At 72.5% G+C, this 16668-nt stretch carries 15 protein-coding genes; 4 read left to right on the top strand and 11 right to left on the bottom strand.

Going from position 1 to position 16668, the window contains the following annotated elements; all coding sequences use genetic code 11:
• Positions 1-28 precede the first annotated feature (28 nt).
• Both LN042_RS27510 and LN042_RS27515 read right to left on the bottom strand, forming a co-directional pair.
• Entirely contained in the window at positions 29-1081 is a 1053-nt protein-coding gene (locus LN042_RS27510) for a S1C family serine protease (RefSeq protein WP_230054102.1), read from the bottom strand.
• Positions 1082-1283: 202 nt separating this feature from the next.
• Positions 1284-3758: an outer membrane protein assembly factor BamB family protein gene (locus LN042_RS27515; RefSeq protein WP_230054086.1), complete on the bottom strand. Its 2475-nt coding sequence runs from the start codon at positions 3756-3758 to the stop codon at positions 1284-1286.
• Between the two features lie 406 nt (positions 3759-4164).
• Between LN042_RS27515 and LN042_RS27520 the strand changes: the two genes are divergently transcribed.
• Positions 4165-4812, top strand: coding sequence for a TetR family transcriptional regulator (locus LN042_RS27520; RefSeq protein ID WP_230054087.1), 648 nt, complete (start codon positions 4165-4167; stop codon positions 4810-4812).
• 210 nt (positions 4813-5022) lie between these two features.
• On the opposite strand, the gene LN042_RS27525 is transcribed toward LN042_RS27520, so the two are convergent.
• The 6 genes from LN042_RS27525 to LN042_RS27550 all read right to left on the bottom strand — a co-directional run bounded on the left by LN042_RS27525 (position 5023) and on the right by LN042_RS27550 (position 10540).
• Entirely contained in the window at positions 5023-5967 is a 945-nt protein-coding gene (locus tag LN042_RS27525; protein ID WP_230054088.1) for a beta-ketoacyl-ACP synthase III, read from the bottom strand.
• Positions 5968-6084: 117 nt separating this feature from the next.
• The gene (locus LN042_RS27530) at positions 6085-7032 is read right to left on the bottom strand and encodes a L,D-transpeptidase family protein (protein WP_230054089.1); all 948 of its coding nucleotides are present in this window, start codon (positions 7030-7032) and stop codon (positions 6085-6087) included.
• 116 nt (positions 7033-7148) lie between these two features.
• Positions 7149-8312, bottom strand: a complete 1164-nt coding sequence (gene mqnE, locus LN042_RS27535) for an aminofutalosine synthase MqnE (RefSeq protein WP_230054090.1) — start codon at positions 8310-8312, stop codon at positions 7149-7151.
• A 55-nt stretch (positions 8313-8367) separates the two neighbouring features.
• Positions 8368-9330: a threonine ammonia-lyase gene (locus LN042_RS27540; RefSeq protein WP_230054091.1), complete on the bottom strand. Its 963-nt coding sequence runs from the start codon at positions 9328-9330 to the stop codon at positions 8368-8370.
• A 34-nt stretch (positions 9331-9364) separates the two neighbouring features.
• Positions 9365-9823 (bottom strand): Lrp/AsnC family transcriptional regulator, encoded by a 459-nt coding sequence (locus LN042_RS27545; protein WP_101381324.1) that lies wholly within the window; start codon positions 9821-9823, stop codon positions 9365-9367.
• A 63-nt stretch (positions 9824-9886) separates the two neighbouring features.
• A complete protein-coding gene (locus LN042_RS27550) occupies positions 9887-10540 on the bottom strand; it encodes a UbiX family flavin prenyltransferase (RefSeq protein ID WP_230054103.1) in 654 nt (217 codons plus the stop codon).
• A gap of 101 nt (positions 10541-10641) precedes the next feature.
• Here LN042_RS27550 and LN042_RS27555 point away from each other — a divergent pair, with 101 nt between their 5' ends.
• Positions 10642-11397, top strand: coding sequence for a cyclase family protein (locus LN042_RS27555; protein ID WP_230054092.1), 756 nt, complete (start codon positions 10642-10644; stop codon positions 11395-11397).
• 113 nt (positions 11398-11510) lie between these two features.
• On the opposite strand, the gene LN042_RS27560 is transcribed toward LN042_RS27555, so the two are convergent.
• The 3 genes from LN042_RS27560 to LN042_RS27570 form a co-directional block, all read right to left on the bottom strand.
• Positions 11511-11903: a VOC family protein gene (locus tag LN042_RS27560; RefSeq protein WP_230054093.1), complete on the bottom strand. Its 393-nt coding sequence runs from the start codon at positions 11901-11903 to the stop codon at positions 11511-11513.
• Positions 11904-11971: 68 nt separating this feature from the next.
• Positions 11972-12880, bottom strand: a complete 909-nt coding sequence (gene mqnP / locus LN042_RS27565) for a menaquinone biosynthesis prenyltransferase MqnP (protein ID WP_230054094.1) — start codon at positions 12878-12880, stop codon at positions 11972-11974.
• Positions 12877-14334: a menaquinone biosynthesis decarboxylase gene (locus LN042_RS27570; protein WP_230054095.1), complete on the bottom strand. Its 1458-nt coding sequence runs from the start codon at positions 14332-14334 to the stop codon at positions 12877-12879. Before LN042_RS27570 ends, mqnP begins: the two co-directional genes overlap by 4 nt.
• Before the next feature lie 483 nt (positions 14335-14817).
• On the opposite strand from LN042_RS27570, the gene LN042_RS27575 reads away from it, so the two are divergent.
• Complete coding sequence (locus LN042_RS27575; protein WP_230054096.1) at positions 14818-16404, top strand: acyl-CoA carboxylase subunit beta; 1587 nt, start codon at positions 14818-14820, stop codon at positions 16402-16404.
• 71 nt (positions 16405-16475) lie between these two features.
• Positions 16476-16668 (top strand): acyl-CoA carboxylase subunit epsilon (locus tag LN042_RS27580; protein WP_230054097.1); only part of this gene is annotated, 193 nt, incomplete at its 3' end.

Here is a 16668-nt window from a genome sequence, read left to right on the forward strand (position 1 = left end):
CCGCCGCCGGACCTGCTCCGACGGGGGCTCAGGCTCCGAGCGTCCCCAGGGTGACGTTGGCGGTCATCGTCTGGCCGTTGCGGATGTAGGTGACGCTGACGTTGGCGCCCGGCGACAGCGAGGCCAGTGCGGTGGTGAGGTCGCTCAGCTCGGTGATCTGGGTGTCGCCGACCTTGGTGATCACGTCGCCGGGCTGCATGCCGGCGTTGGCGGCCGGGCCGCCCGAGGCGGCGGCCACCACCAGCACGCCGGCCGGCTTGAAGTCGTTGCCGTAGTAGGTGCGGGCGCTGATGCCCAGGGCGGCCCGGCCGGAGTTGGTCACCTTGCCGTTCTGGATCAGCTGGTTGGCGATGCTGGTGATGGTGGCGCTGGGGATCGCGAAGCCGATACCGGGGGCCGCGCTGCCGTTCAGCTGCTGGTCCACCGCGGCCAGCGTGTTGATGCCGATCACCTGGCTGGACAGGTTCACCAGGGCGCCACCGCTGTTGCCGGGGTTGATCGCGGCCGAGGTCTGCACCATGTTGCCGATGGTCGCGCCGGGCGAGTCGGAGGTCTTGGGCTCGGTGACGGTCCGTCCGGTCCCGGAGACGATGCCCTGGGTGACGCTGCTGGACAGGCCCAGCGGGCTGCCCATGGCGAGGGTGATCTGGCCGACCTGGACCTTGCCGCTGTCCCCGAAGACGGCGGGCCGCAGTCCGCCCGGCGGGCTGCTGAGCTTGATCACCGCGAGGTCGTCGTCGGGGTAGCTGCCCACCAGGGTGGCGTTCAGCAGGCTGGTGCTGTTGACCAGGCTCACCTGGAAGCTGGTGGCGCTGCCCACCACGTGGGCGTTGGTGACGATGTCGCCCTTGCCGTCGTAGATGATCCCGGAGCCCAGCCCGGAGGCGGTGGTGATCTGCACCACCGAGGGCAGCACCTGGGCGATCACCCGCTCGTAGTCGTCCTGCAGCTGGTTGCTGGCGGTGGGGGCCGGCGAGGAGCCGCTCGTGGGGGTGCTGGCGGTGGAGGACGAGGACTTGCTGGAACTGGTGCAGCCGCCGAGCACCAGCACCGCGCCGAGGGCCAGCACGGCCGCGGGCAGCGCGGTCCTGGGGCCGGTGGGACGGGGGCCGGACGGACTCGGGCGGGTGGGATCCTTCGTGGGCTGCACCTGGACTGCCTCCGGTTCCGTGCATACGGCGTGCTGGCCCGACCAGAGCCGGGCTTTGTCAGCATTTCACCGGTATGTCCGGATCCTTGGCAGGGCACGCCGACCGGTCGGCCGGGTGCCGCCCCGAACGGCCTTACCGCGGCTCCGGGACGGCCGTGCCGTAGACCGCGTCCAGTGCGTAGACGCAGCGGTCCTTGCTGCTCACGAAGACCCGGCCGAGCGCGGCCACCGGAGACCCCGTCAGCTCGCCCTTGGTCCCCAGCTCCCAGCGCAGCCGGCCGGTCGCCAGGTCCACGGTGTGCAGCGAGTGGTCCCGGCTGCCCAGGTGCACCAGGCCGTCGGCCACCGCCGGGGCGCCGACCACCTCGCCCCGCGCCGAGTAGCGCCACAGTTCCCGCCCGTCCGCGGTGTCGAAGGCGTAGAGGGTGTCCCCGCTGGCGATCAGCGCGGTCCGCCCGGCCAGCACCACCGGCTCCGCGCCCTGCCGGCTGGCCGTGCGCGCCTGCCAGCGCACCCGGCCGGTCGCCGCGTCCAGCGCGTAGAGGGTGCCCAGGTAGTCGGCGACGTAGACGGCGGGCGACGGGCCGTCGTCCAGCACCGGCGGGGTGAACAGCACCACCGGGGCGTCGAACCGCCAGCGCTGCGCCCCGCTGGCCGCGTCCAGCGCGTACACCGCGCTGCCGGCGGTCACCAGCACCTGGCCGCCGCGCACCGCGGGGCGCGACGGCACGTCCTCGCCGACCCGGAAGGTCCAGCGGAGCAGCCCGCCCCGGGCGTCCGTGCAGCGCAGCCGGCCGCCGCCGTAGTAGTAGGCCGCGCCGCCGACCAGCGCGGGGCCGGACTGCGGGTTCTCGTAGTCCTGCTGCGCGTCCTCGGCCCGCCACAGCTCGGCGCCGTTGGCACTGGAGCGCGCCTGCACCCCGCCGCCGCGCAGCCCGCAGAGCAGCACGCCGTCGGCGGCGTCCAGCGAGTAGACCCAGCCGTCCAGCGAGGTCCGCCAGCGCTCGGTGCCGTCGGCCACGTCCACCGTGTAGAGGTGCGGGCCGTCGGCCGCGTGCAGCCGGCCCGCGTCCACCGCGACCGCCCAGGCCACGTCGCGGGTCTTGTAGCGGCGCCGGCCGGTGGCGATGTCCAGCGCGTGCACCTCGAAGCTGGAGATGAACAGGATGCCGCCGGCCACCAGCGGGGTGCCCCAGACGTCGTTGGACATCCGGAACCGCCAGGGCCGCCAGCGCCCGCCGGCCGACTCCGGTGCGGGTGCGGCCGGCGCCGAGGAGCCGTCGGTCGCCCCCGGTGCCCGGCGGATCCAGTCGGTGCCGATCGCGGCACCGGCCTGCCCGGCGTCGGTGTGCGCCTGCGGGCCGGGTCCTATCCGTACCGGACCGCCGGACAGCTGGACCTCCTGCACCGGGTCGCGCCGGTGCCGCCGGGCGCCCAGCTTGGCGGTGACCGGTTCGCCGTCCGCGCCGACCGTGCCGTGCGCGCCGGTCCGCGGGTCCAGCGTCTGCGCCCGGGACGGCTGCGCCGGAGCCCCCCACGGGCTCTCGGCCGCCGGCGCCCCGGCGTGCGCCCCGTTCGGCGGGGTGTTGGCCAGGTAGGGCGCCGGCACCAGCGGCGGGACGCTCGGCACCGGGGGCAGCGGGGCCTCGGGGGCCGGCACCCGCGCCGGCTCGGGCCGCGCCGGCGGCTGGGCGGCGGGCCGGGCGGCCGCGGCGGGCCGTCGGCCGCGCCGACGTTCGATCAGCTCCAGTGCGGCGTTCGGCAGCCAGTCGCCGCCCTCCTCGCCCGCGCCGTCCCGGGAGAACAGGTGCGGCGCGAGCTCGGCCTGGATCTGCGCGGGCGTCGGGCGGTGCTCGGGGGCCGGACGCATGCATGCCTGCACCAGGTCGGCCAGCTCGGCCGGCAGGCCGGTCAGGTCGGGCTCCTCGCGCAGCAGCTTGAAGACGGTCTCCACCGGGTTGCCACCGCGGAACGGCGGATGCCCGGTGGCGCAGAAGACCAGCAGCGAGCCGAGCGAGAACACGTCGCTGGCGCCGGTCACGCTGCGGCTGTCCTTGGCCTGCTCCGGCGACATGTAGGCGGGCGTGCCGACCGCCACGTTGGTCATCGTCAGGCGACTGGTCGAGACGCCGGCGGCGATCCCGAAGTCGATCACCCGCGGGCCGTCCTCCACCACCAGCACATTGGACGGCTTGAGGTCTCGGTGCACCAGGCCGGCGGCGTGGATGGACTGCAGCGCCTCCGCTATGCCGGCCACCAGCCAGCGCACCGCGTCGACCGGCAGCGGCCCGCACTCCTCGACCAGGTCCTCCAGCGAGGGGGCCGGCACGTAGGCGGTGGCGAGCCAGGGCACCCGGGCGTCCGCGTCGGCGTCGACCACGGCCGCGGTGTAGAAGCCGCCGACCGTCTTGGCCGCCGCGATCTCACGGGCGAACCGGACCCGGAAGAGCTCGTCCTCGGCCAGTTCCCCGCGCACCGTCTTGATCGCCACTCGGCGGCCGGAGGCGGACCGTGCCAGGTACACCAGCCCCATCCCGCCGGCGCCGAGCCGCCCGAGCACCTCGAAGGGCCCGATCCGTCTCGGATCCTGCGCCGTCAGCTGGTCCACTCGGCTACCACCTCCCCGTCCGCGCGCCACCCCCACCCGGCCTTCGGCCGGGAGGTGCCCCCAGCGGGGGGCCGGAACCGATTCTCCAATGCGCCCGCCGTCTGAGCCAATCTCCCCCCGCCGCCGGGGCCCCACCGTGTCGGGTGCCGCCGTCCTGTTCCGGCCACCTCGTCAGCTCGATGACTTCCGGACCGTTCTGACGGGCTTTCCGGCGTCACCGCATTCATGGGTCACGCTACTGAGAGCAACCCGAGTCCCCTTCAGCCCACACGCCGTCACTCTGTGCCGCCATCAGCACACGGGGGGGCTTCGAATATCGCTATCTCCCACCCGATAACCACCCCCGGGCGGACTAATAGTCGCATCACCGAATCGCGCCATGATCGGTGCGCGGTAAGCTGACGGCATGACAGGACAAGTTCGCACCGTCGACGGTCGCGTCGCCGGGCGACGCGGACAGGAGACGCGGCAGAAGCTGCTCGACTGCCTCCGCGAGATGCTCAGCACGTCGCCCTACCGGGACGTCAAGGTCATCGACGTCGCCCGTATGGCGGGTACCTCCCCCGCGACCTTCTACCAGTACTTCCCGGATGTCGAGGGCGCCGTCCTCGAGATCGCCGAGGAAATGGCCAAGGACAGCGTCGAGCTCAAAGAGCTCATCGATGGAAAGTCCTGGGCGGGAAAGTCCGGCGCCACCACCTCCGAAGAACTGGTGGACGGATTCCTCGCCTTCTGGCGCAAGAACGATGCCATTCTGCGAGTGGTCACGCTCGGTGCCGCTGAAGGGGACAAGCGGTTCTTCAAGATCCGCATGACCGTCCTCAACTCGGTCGCCAAGCCGCTCGCGGATGCCATCAAGGAACTCCAGGCCAAGGGCCAGGCCGACAAGGCGCAGGACGCCGCGGCCGTGGCCGGGTCCCTGATCTCACTGCTCGCTTCGGCGGCCGAGCACCAGAAGGCCTTCACCTCCTGGGGCGTCAAGGTCAAGGACCTCAAGCCCACTCTCGCCCCGCTGGTCTACCTGGGCATCACCGGCAAGAAGGTGCCCCGGTAGTCCGGCCCACCATCGATACGGAATCGAGCAGTACCAACTGAACACCTTGCTCGCGCGTGGCCCCGGCCTCCTGTCCGGTGGAACGTCGGGCGGCGGCCGTGTCCTCGGGGGAGGTTCGCCGACGTACCGCAGCGCGCAGGCAGACGACGGCGGTGCGCGGCCCGGGCAGGGCCACGCACCGCCGTCGCGTCGTCCGCACCCCGCCCCTGGTCAGGGGCAGCGCACCACCTGGCCGGCGTAGGCCAGCCCGCCGCCGAAGCCGAAGAGCAGCACCGGGTCGCCGGTGGTCAGCTCGCCGCGCTCCACCAGCTTGCTGAACGCCAGCGGGATCGAGGCCGCCGAGGTGTTGCCGGAGTCGACCACGTCGCGGGCGATCACCGCACCGGTCAGCCCCAGCTTGCCGGCGATCGCGTCGATGATCCGCAGATTGGCCTGGTGCGCCACGAAGCCCTTGAGCTCGCTCGGCTCGATCCCGGCCCGCTCGCACGCCTGCCGGGCAAGCGGCGCGATCCTGGTGGTGGCCCACCGGAACACCGCCTGACCCTGCTGGGCGATCACCGGCTGCCAGCCGGTGATGGTCACCGCGTCGCCCTTCTCCGGCTCCGAGCCCCACAGCACCGGCCCGATGCCCGGCTCCGCGCCCTCCGGCTGGGCCTCGACCACCGCGGCGCCCGCGCCGTCGGCGAAGATCACCGCCGTCGAGCGGTCCGTCCAGTCGAGGGTGTCGCTCATCTTCTCGGCGCCGATCACCAGGGCCCGGCCGGCCGCGCCGGCCCGGATCGCGTGGTCGGCGGTGGCCAGCGCGTAGGAGAAGCCCGAGCAGACCGTGTTGATGTCGTAGGCGGCCGGGGTGCTGATGCCGAGCCGGGCCGCGACCGCGCAAGCGGTGTTGGGGCTGCGCTCCAGGGCGGTGCAGGTGGCGACCACGACCAGGTCGATCTCGGCGGGCGCCAGCCCGCTCGCGGCCAGCGCCTTCTGGGCGGCCTCGGTGGCCAGGTCCACCAGGGACTCGTCCCGGGCGATGTGCCGGCGGCGGATCCCGACCCGGCTGCGGATCCACTCGTCGTCGGTGTCCAGCACCGCGGCCAGGTCGTCGTTGGTGACGACCGCGGGAGGCTGGTAGTGGCCAAGCGCGACGATGCGGGAACCGGTCATGAATCCACTCAACCCGGTTACTCGCGCGTCAACCGGTCAGCTCAAGTGACAAGTTCCGGTGGGCTGCGCTGTAGAGGACGGACAACACCCCTTGCCGCGCCTGGGCCGGCCGGACCCTCAGGTCGCGAGCGAGGCCGTGTCTCCCATCACGATGACCGGGTGGGCGGCCGGATCCAGGGTGCGCACCAGCTCCGCCATGTGGTCCTCGGTGAGCGAGACGCAGGCGTGCGTCGGGCCGCCGTGGTCGACGTGCAGCCAGACACCGCCGCCCTTGGCGGTACCCTGCGGCTCCCGCGTGTCCAGCGGGGAGCTGCCGGTGACCCGGTTGTAGTCGATCGCCACCACGTAGTCGAACGCGCCGGCCAGTGACTCGCCGTTGAAGCCGGTGCCACTGGCCACGAACCCGCGGTCCTGGTGGTAGGGCAACTTGCTGCCCGGGTCGGGCTTGAGGCCGCCCGCGTCACTGAGCGTGAAGACGCCGATCGGGCTGCGCAGGTCGCCGTTGTGCTTGTCGGCGCTCCAGCCCTGCTCGCCGTTGTGGGCCGGCCAGCTGGCACCCGGACGCCAGCGGTTGTCCGGGGTGCGGCTCCACAGCGTCACGGTGGTGGTCGAGGAGTTCCGGTCGGCGCCGGAGGCCAGCACCACCTGGCCGGCGTCGGCCGGGATCCTGGCGGCGAAGGTCGGTCCGAGGCCGGGGATGGCCGCGAAGGTGCCGTCCGAGCGGTCCGAGCGGTCCGCCGCCGGGGCTTCGGTGTGCGGGTCGGACGAGGGGGCCGCGGTCGGCCCGGCCGCCGACCGCCCCGGTCCCGGCTGCACGGGCGCGGCCTGCGGCAGCGCCGTCGAACGGCCGTGGGCGGCGAACGCGCCGCCCGGCCCCAGGGCGAACCAGGCCGCGGCGGCCGCGGCCAGCACCACCACGGTGCCCGGCAGGGCCCGGCCGCGGCGCTTCGGCTTGCGCCGCCGCCCCCCGGCCCGCACCCGCGGCCCGGGGGCCGCGCCCGCTCGGTCGGCCCCCGAGGGGGCATTGGTTCGGCGGCGGCCGGCGGCACGATGGGATCCGGACATACCGGAATCCTGCCAAACAGATAACCGATCGGTAAACCCGGCCCCGCTCCTGATCCTCGTGAGGGGTCCTCACATCCGGGTGGAAGAGGGGCGGGGCAGGCCGGCGGGGCTGCGTCTCAGAGGCGCATCGCCTGCGGCACGTCACGGCGGCCGAGATCCGGGCCCTCGTACTCCCGGATGATCTCGTAGCGGGTGTTGCGCTCGACCGGCCGGAAACCGGCGTCCCGGATCAGCTCCAGCAGGTCGTCACGGCCCAGCTTGTTCGGGGTGCCGAAGTTGTCCGCGTCGTGCGTGATCTTGTACTCGACCACCGAGCCGTCCATGTCGTCCGCGCCGTGGCTGAGCGCCAGCTGCGCGGTGGTGACGCCGTGCATCACCCAGAACACCTTGACGTGCGGCACGTTGTCGAAGAGCAGCCGGGAGACCGCGAAGGTCTTCAGCGCCTCGGCGCCGGTGGCCATCTCGGTGCGCTCCATCAGCCGGTTGCGGACCACGCCGTCCTTGGAGTCGTGGAAGTCGTGCTGGTAGCGCAGCGGGATGAAGACCTGGAAACCGCCGGTCTCGTCCTGCAGCTCGCGCAGCCGCAGCACGTGGTCCACCCGGTGCCGGGGCTCCTCGATGTGCCCGTAGAGCATGGTGCACGGGGTCTTCAGGCCCTTGCCGTGCGCCAGCCGGTGGATCCGCGACCAGTCCTCCCAGTGGGTCTCGTGGTCGACGATGTGCCGGCGCACCTCCCAGTCGAAGATCTCCGCGCCGCCGCCGGTCAGCGACTCCAGGCCGGCGTCGATCAGCTCGTCCAGGATCTCACTGGCACTCAGCCCGCTGATCTTCTCGAACCAGTGGATCTCGGTGGCGGTGAACGCCTTCAGCGAGACGTTCGGCAGCGCCGCCTTCAGCTCCCGCAGGCTGCGCGGGTAGTAGCGCCAGGGCAGCGTCGGGTGCAGGCCGTTGACGATGTGCAGCTCGGTCAGCGACTCGCTCTCCATCGTCTTGGCGAGCCGCACCGCCTCCTCGATCCGCATCGTGTAGGCGTCCTTCTCGCCCGGCTTGCGCTGGAACGAGCAGTAGGCGCAGGAGGCGGCGCAGACATTGGTCATGTTGAGGTGGCGGTTGACGTTGAAGTGGACGACGTCGCCGTTCTTCTTCGTCCGCACGTGGTGGGCCAGGCCGCCCAACCAGGCCAGGTCGTCGCTCTCGTAGAGCGCGATGCCGTCCTCGCGGGTCAGGCGCTCGCCCGCGTAGACCTTCGCCTCCAGCTCGCGCTTCAGCCCTGCGTCCATGCGGTGCCCCGCCTCCTGTGTCCAACCCGTTCGAAGTCCGGACACGAGACTACGCCTATGCCGCCAGCAGCTCGGACAGCAGCTCTGGTTCGACGTTGCCGCCGCTGACCACGGCCGCGAACACCCGGCCGCCCAGCTCGTCGGCGCGGTGCAGGTAGGCGGCCGTCGCCACCGCGCCGGAGGGCTCGGCGACCAGTCGGCCGCGCCTGGCCAGCACCGCCACGGTCTGCCGGATCTCCCGCTCGCTCACCGTCACGATGTCGTCCACGTAGGCCTGCAGGTGCTCGAACGGCAGCACCCCGACGCACGGGTTGCGCAGCCCGTCGGCGATGGTCCGGTAGGTGTCGGCGACCGGCCAGGGCGTCCGGGTGCCGGCCCGCAGGCTGGCCCGGGCGTCGGCGGCCAGCTCCGGCTCCACCCCGATCACCCGCACCCCCGGGGTGGTCAGCTTGATCGCCGCCGCGACACCGCTGATCAACCCGCCGCCGGAGACCGGCACCAGCACGGTGTCCAGCTCGTCGGGGGCGTCCTCGCCGATCTCCAGACCGACCGTGCCCTGCCCCGCGATGACGTACGGGTCGTCGAACGGCGGGACCCAGACGTAGCCGTGGCGCTCGCTCAGCTCGGCCGGGACGACCTCCCGCTCCTCGGGCGACACCATGACCACCTCGGCGCCGTACGAGCGGGTGTTCTCGACCTTGACCGCCGGGGAGGTGTCCGGCATCACGATCACGGCCTTGATCCCCAGCTGCCGGGCCGCGTAGGCGACCGCCTGGGCGTGGTTGCCGCTGGACTGGGCGACCACCCCGCGGGCCCGTTCCCGCTCGCTCAGCGCGGCCAGCCGGTTGTGGGCACCGCGGATCTTGAAGGCTCCGGTGGGCTGGAGGTTCTCCGGCTTCAGCCAGAGCCGGCGGGGCCCCTCGTCCGCCCACGGGCAGGGCATCAGCGGGGTGCGGACCGCCACCCCGGCGATCCGCCGCTGCGCGGCCCGCAGCTCCTCCACACCCACCAGCGCCATCGGTCCCGCTCCCCCTCCTCGATCGTCCCGGTCGTCAGTCACCGGCCAGCGGAAGGTCGCTGACCCGGCTCTCCCACTTGGTCGAGAGCACCACCGTGGTCCTGGTCCGGGCCACGCCCTTGGTGCCGGAGAGCCGCTTCACCACCGACTCCAGGCCCTCCACGTCGGACACCCGCACCTTGAGCATGTACGAGTCGTCACCCGCGATGAACCAGCAGTCCTCCACCTCGCCGAGGTCCTTCAACCGGTGCGCCACGTCCTCGTGGTCGGCCGCGTCGGTCAGCTGAAGACCGATCAGCGCCGTCACGCCGAAGCCGAGCGAGGCCGGATTGACGGTCGCCCGGTAGCCGGTGATCACACCGGCCTGCTCCAGCCGGTTGATCCGGTCCGTGACGCTCGGCCCGGACAGGCCCACCAGACGGCCCAGTTCCGCGTAGGAGGCCCGCCCGTTCTCGCGGAGCGCCTGGATGAGCTGTCTGTCCACCGTGTCCATGTACCGTCCCGCGTCCTTCCGAGCAGATATCGCAGAGAACATACTCTCCCGGCCGGGCGGTTCTTACGCCCCCCGCGCCGCTCGGGCCGCACCCAGCTCCCCCTGCCAGCGCCGGTACAGCCGGTGCGGCACGCCGACCGCGTCCAGCACCCGTCCCGCCACGAAGTCCACCAGCTCCTGGGCGGTCGAGCCGCCCGCGTAGAAGCCCGGCGAAGCCGGCAGGACGACCGCCCCGGCCGCGTCCAGTTCCACCAGGTGCCGCAGGGTCACCGAGTCCAGCGGGGTCTCCCTGACGCAGACCACCAGCGGCCGCCGCTCCTTCAGGGTCACCGCCGCGGCCCGCTGCAGCAGGTCCTTGCTCAGCCCCAGCGCGATCCCGGCCACCGCGCCGGTGGTGGCCGGCACCACCAGCATCCCCTTGGCCGGGTAGGAGCCGCTGGACGGTCCCGCCGCGAAGTCCCCGGCCGCCCAGTGGCGGACGTTGCCCAGGTCCACCTCGGCGCCGATCCAGGCCGCCAGGTCGGTCTGCCAGTGCGCGTCCCGGAAGGAGACGCCGGTCTCGTCCAGGATGGTCAGCCGGGCCGCCCGGCTGACCACCAGGTCGACCGCCTCCCCGGCCGCCAGCAGCGCCCGGATCACCGACGCCGCGTACGGCGTGCCGGAAGCCCCGGAGACCGCGACCACCCAGGGCCGCCGAACGCCGTGCTTCTCGTCCATTTCGTGAGCCACCCGGTCACCCTAGGGCCTCGGGCCCGGCAGGCGGCTCCTGCCGGGCCCGGGAGCTGTCGGCCAGGCCCCCCGGGGGGCAGGATGGCCTCGTGACTGCTCCGGTTCTGCACGACCTCACCCATCAGGTCACCACCGGCATGCCCGTCTACCCGGGCGATCCCGTGGTGTCCCTGCGCCCGGCGCTGACCACCGGCACCGCCGGGGTCAACGTGCTCTCCGTCCACCTCGGCTCGCAGTCGGGCACCCATGTGGACGCGCCCTACCACGTGGACGTCACCTGGCCCACCCTGGACGGGCTGCCGCTGGAGCGCTTCACCGGCCCCGCCGTGCTGGCCGACCTGCGGGCGCTGCCGGCCCGCACCGCGGTGACGGCCGAGCGGCTGGCGCCCGCGCTGGAGCGCTGCGCCCCGGGGACGGTCCTGCTGCTGGCCACCGGCTGGCCCCGGTTCTGGGGCACCGAGCGCTACCTGGCGCACCCGTACCTGACGCCCGGGGCGGCCACCGCGATCGTCGAGGCGGGGGTGCGCACCGTCGGCGTGGACGCGCTGAGCGTCGACCCCACCCCCGACCCGGGCCCGGGCGACCCCGCGGTGGCCGCGCTGCTGGCCGACCTGACGGACGATCACGACCCCGACGCCGCAGCACCGGCCGAACCGCCGGCGCTGGCCGCCCACCGGATCCTGCTCGGCGCCGAGGGCGGCGGGGTGATCGCCGAGAACCTCACCGACCTGACCGCCCTGCTGGAGGCCCAGGCCCGTCAGAAGCCGATCCGCGTCAGCCTCTTCCCGCTGCGGCTGGCCGCCGCGGACGGGGCGCCGGTCCGGGCGGTGGCCGAAGTCGGCTGACGGATGGTCGGAGCGGGCGGTAGGGTCCGCGGGACCTTAATTGCGCGGCCCCGACAGGCCGACCCGCCGTGGCGCAGATCGGCGCGCCGGGCCCGGTCCGGGTCGGCGACCGGCTACGGCTGCCGGGTTGACCGCTGCGGCGCGGGCAGCAGGCAGAACGGGTGCCCGGCCGGGTCGGCGTAGATCACCCAGCCGTCCTGGCGCTGCAGGAGGGCCGCGCCGTGCGCGGTCAGCTCCCGCTCCGCCACGGCGAGGTCCGGCACCTCCACGTCCAGGTGCACCTGCTGCGGGTGGACCGGGTCCGGCCACTGCGGGGGGTGGTAGTCGTCCACCCGCTGGAAGGCCAGCACCAGGCCGGACGGGGTGTGCAGGGTGGCCCAGTCGTCGCCCAGCCGCCAGCGCGGGTCCGGCCGGTCCACCTCGCCGCCGAGCAGCAGCGCGTAGAACCGGGCCAGCGCCGGCGGGTAGTGGCAGTCCAGGACCACGCACTGCAGGGTGCCCAGCATGACGAGCTCCTCCTAGCGATCGGTGTCTTGCGACCGGTGTCCCCGCGGCCAGCATGCCGCAGCGCGGCTCAGCCGAACCGCAGGCCGCGCAGGAGCAGGTCCAGCAGGGCGAAGGCGAACAGCGAGATGCCGACGAAGCCGTTGATGCTGAAGAAGGCCCGGTTGAGCCGCGAGATGTCGTGCGGCCGCACGATCGAGTGCTCGTAGACGAAGGCCGCCACCACCACGACCAGGCCGACGTAGAACGCCGGGCCGGCGTGGGTCAGCACCGCGTACCAGAGCAGCAGCGCGGTGGTGACCGCGTGGCAGGCCCGGGCCCCGTGCAGGGCGCCGGCGATGCCGAACCTGGCCGGCACCGAGCGCACCCCCTCGGCGCGGTCGGCGTCCACGTCCTGGCAGGCGTAGATCAGGTCGAAGCCGCCGATCCAGACGCCGACCGCCAGGCCCAGCACCACGGCCTCCCAGGACCAGCTGCCGGTGACCGCCAGCCAGGCGCCGACCGGGCCCATCGCCTGCGCCAGGCCGAGGATCGCCTGCGGGAAGTCGGTGAACCGCTTGCCGTACGGATAGACCACCATCGGCACCACCGCGACCGGCGCCAACACCAGGCAGAGCGGGTTGAGCAGCGCCGCCGCGCCCAGGAACACCAGCAGCGCGACCGCGGAGCCGGTGTAGGCGGTGCGCAGCGAGACCGCGCCGGTGACCAGCTCGCGCCCCGCCGTGCGCGGGTTGCGGGCGTCCAGCTCGCGGTCGATGATCCGGTTCGCCGCCATCGCGAAGGTGCGCAGGCTCACCATGGCGACGGTGACGATCAGCAGCTGGCCCCAGTGGATCCGCTTGTCGGCCAGGAACATCGCGGTGAAGGAGGCGATGTAGGCGAAGGGCAGGGCGAAGATCGAGTGTTCGATCATCACCAGCCGGAGGAAGGACTTGATCTTGCCAGGGGGCGGCGCCTCAACGAGGTCAGCGGTCGTCACAGCCCGTATTCCTTCCAGCGCTCGGTCACCAGGGCCGCCGTGGCCGGGTCCGAGGTGATCATCTCGGGCCAGCCTCCGTCGCGGGTGTAGCCCTCCTCGGGGAGCTTACGGGTGGCGTCGATGCCCGCCTTGCCACCCCAGAACTTCTGGTACGAGGCGTGGTCCAGGTGGTCCACCGGCCCCTCGACCACGCTGAGGTCGCGGCTGTAGTCGACGTTGCCCAGCGCCCGCCAGGCGACCTCCTGGTAGTCGTGCACGTCGCAGTCGGCGTCCACCACGATGATCAGCTTGGTCAGCGACATCATGTGGGCGCCCCAGATCGCGTGCATCACCTTCTGGGCGTGCTTGGGGTACTTCTTGTCGATCGAGACGATCACGCAGTTGTGGAATCCGCCGGCCTCCGGCAGGTCGTAGTCCACGATGTCCGGCACGATCACCTTGAGCAGCGGCAGGAAGAACCGCTCGGTGAACTTGCCCAACGGACCGTCCTCGGTCGGCGGCCGGCCGACCACGATGGACTGCAGCAGCGGACGGCGGCGCATGGTGACGCAGTCGATGGTGAGCGCGGGGAAGAGCTCCTGCGGCGTGTAGAAGCCGGTGTGGTCGCCGAACGGACCCTCCGGCAGCAGCTGCTCGGGCTCCAGCCAGCCCTCCAGGACCACCTCGGCGTCGGCCGGCACCTGCAGCGGCACCGTCTTGCAGTCGACCATCCGGACCCGCTCGCCGGCCACGAAGCCCGCGAACAGGTACTCGTCGATGTCGCCGGGCAGCGGGGCGGTGGCCGCGTAGGTCACCACCGGCGGGCAGCCGAAGGCGATCGCCACCGGCAGCCTCTCGCCGCGCTTGGCCGCCACGGCGGCGTGGTTGCGGCTGTCCTTGTGGATCTGCCAGTGCATGCCGATGGTGCGCTTGTCGTGCCGCTGCAGCCGGTACAGGCCGAGGTTGCGCACCCCGGTGTCCGGATCCTTGGTGTGGGTCAGGCCCAGGTTGAAGAACGAGCCGCCGTCCTTGGGCCAGGTGAACAGCGCCGGCAGCCGGTCGAGGTCGACGTCCTCGCCGGTGAGCACCACCTCCTGCACCGGCGCCTCGCCCGGCTTCACCTTGCGCGGCGGCACGTGGGTCATCGAGGCGAGCTTGCCGAAGGCGTCCCGGACGCCGGTGAAGCCGTGCGGGAGCTCCGGCCTGAGCAGCCCGGCGATCTTGTCGGCGATGTCGTCGGGGGACTTCAGGCCGAGCGCCTTGGCCAGCCTGCGTTCGGTGCCGAAGACGTTCATCGCCAGCGGCATCGAGGCGCCCTTGACCTTCTCGAAGAGCAGCGCCGGGCCCTTGGCCTTCTGCACCCGGTCGACGATCTCCCCGATCTCCAGATGGGGGTCGACCTCGACCTTGATGCGCTTGAGGTCGCCTTCGCGTTCCAGTGCCCGCAGGAAGGAGCGGAGATCGTCGTATGCCATGGCAGCAGTATCGGGCACCCCGCTCACCCCTCCGGCCCCAGCCCCGCCCGAAGACGGCTGTCGCCCCACGTCAGCGGCCCTTCGCGGCTTTTGGCGCATCCCTACGACTTCGGTCCGTGGTGCCCCGCCCCGCCCGGACCCGGGGGCGGATCCTGGGACCCCGGCCCCCGGGCCCGACCGTGACCCTCCCCGCCCTTGCCATACCCCCGCTGAGCTGGGAATCTCCGAGGAGTAGACTTCGCCCCTGCAGTTGACGGGCACCTTTCAGGCCGGTCCGCGCCGTTCACCTCCGATCCACCCCGAGGACGACCCCGGAGCCGTTCAGCTGTACGGGTCCCACAGGTAATGCCCATCGACCTTGTACGGAATCAACGCCGAAACAGGGCGGCCACGCCTCGTAGTGTCGTAGGGGAAGCACGAAATCGCAGCCGGGGCCCACGACCGACACCGACTGCTCACTCGTTCGGGAGTTGGGAGTTCGAGATGCCGGTGGTGCAGGAGAGCACGACGGGGGAGCCGGCCGACGCCCGCGGCCGGATGGCGGAGCTGCTGGAGCTGCGCGACCAGGTGCGGCGCGGCCCGAGCGACAAGGCGACCGAGGCGCAGCACGCCAAGGGCAAGCTGACCGCCCGCGAGCGGATCGAGCTGCTGCTGGACGAGGGGTCCTTCCACGAGGTGGAGCCGCTGCGCCGGCACCGCGCCCAGGGCTTCGGCCTGGAGGCCAAGAAGCCCTACACCGACGGCGTGATCACCGGTTGGGGCACCGTGCACGGCCGCACGGTCTTCGTCTACGCGCACGACTTCCGGATCTTCGGCGGCGCGCTGGGCGAGGCCCACGCCCAGAAGATCCACAAGATCATGGACAAGGCGATCGCCGCCGGCGCCCCGCTGGTCTCGCTGAACGACGGCGCCGGCGCCCGCATCCAGGAGGGTGTCACCGCGCTGGCCGGCTACGGCGGCATCTTCCAGCGCAACACCAAGGCCTCGGGCGTGATCCCGCAGATCTCGGTGATGCTCGGCCCGTGCGCCGGTGGCGCGGCCTACAGCCCCGCGCTGACCGACTTCGTCTTCATGGTCCGCGAGACCAGCCAGATGTTCATCACCGGCCCCGATGTGGTGCAGGCGGTGACCGGCGAGAAGATCTCGCAGAACGGCCTGGGCGGCGCCGACGTGCACTCCTCCGTCTCCGGCGTGGCCCACTTCGCCTACGACGACGAGCAGTCCTGCATCGAAGAGGTGCGCTACCTGCTGTCGATGCTGCCGCAGAACAACCGCGAGATGCCGCCCGCCACCCCGGCCGACGACCCGGTCGCCCGCCGCTGCGAGGCACTGCTCGACCTGGTGCCGGCCGACGGCAACCGCCCGTACGACATGCACAAGGTGATCGAGGAGATCGTCGACCACGGCGAGTACCTGGAGATCCACGAGCGCTGGGCGACCAATGTGATCGTGGCGCTGGCCCGGATCGACGGCCACGTGGTCGGCCTGATCGCCAACCAGCCGCAGTCGCTGGCCGGCGTGCTGGACATCAACGCCTCGGAGAAGGCGGCCCGCTTCGTCCAGATGTGCGACGCCTTCAACATCCCGCTGATCACCCTGCTGGACGTCCCGGGCTTCCTGCCCGGCGTGGACCAGGAGCACGGCGGCATCATCCGGCACGGCGCCAAGCTGCTCTACGCCTACTGCAACGCCACCGTGCCCCGGATCTCGCTGATCCTGCGCAAGGCCTACGGCGGCGCCTACATCGTGATGGACTCCCAGTCCATCGGCGCCGACCTCACCTACGCCTGGCCGACCAACGAGATCGCCGTGATGGGCGCCGAGGGCGCCGCCAACGTGATCTTCCGCCGCGACATCAACGGCGCCGAGGACCCGGACGCGATGCGGGCCCAGAAGATCAAGGAGTACAAGAGCGAGTTGATGCACCCCTACTACGCCGCGGAGCGCGGCCTGGTGGACGACGTCATCGACCCGTCCGAGACCCGCGAGGTGCTGGCCGCCGCGCTCGCGATGCTCCGCACCAAGCACGCCGACCTGCCCAGCCGCAAGCACGGCAACCCCCCGATGTGACGGGCCGCCGCGTCGCGGACCGCGGCGCGCCCTGACCCTCCCCCAGCCACTCGCACCCTGGAGCGCACCCGATGACCGAGCCCCTGGTCCGCATCGTCCGCGGCAGCCTGACCGATGACGAGCTCGCCGCCCTGACCGCCGTGCTGATGGCCCGGGCCGCCGCCCAGCCGGCCGTGCCCGCCGCCCCGGCGGTCGAGCCGATCGCCCGCTGGCAGCGCCTGGAGCGCCGCCCGGCCTACTTCTCGCCGTTCAGCTGGCAGCAGG

Origin of the sequence: Kitasatospora humi, from assembly GCF_020907985.1 — a bacterium.
GTDB classification, from domain to species: Bacteria; Actinomycetota; Actinomycetes; order Streptomycetales; family Streptomycetaceae; genus Kitasatospora; species Kitasatospora humi.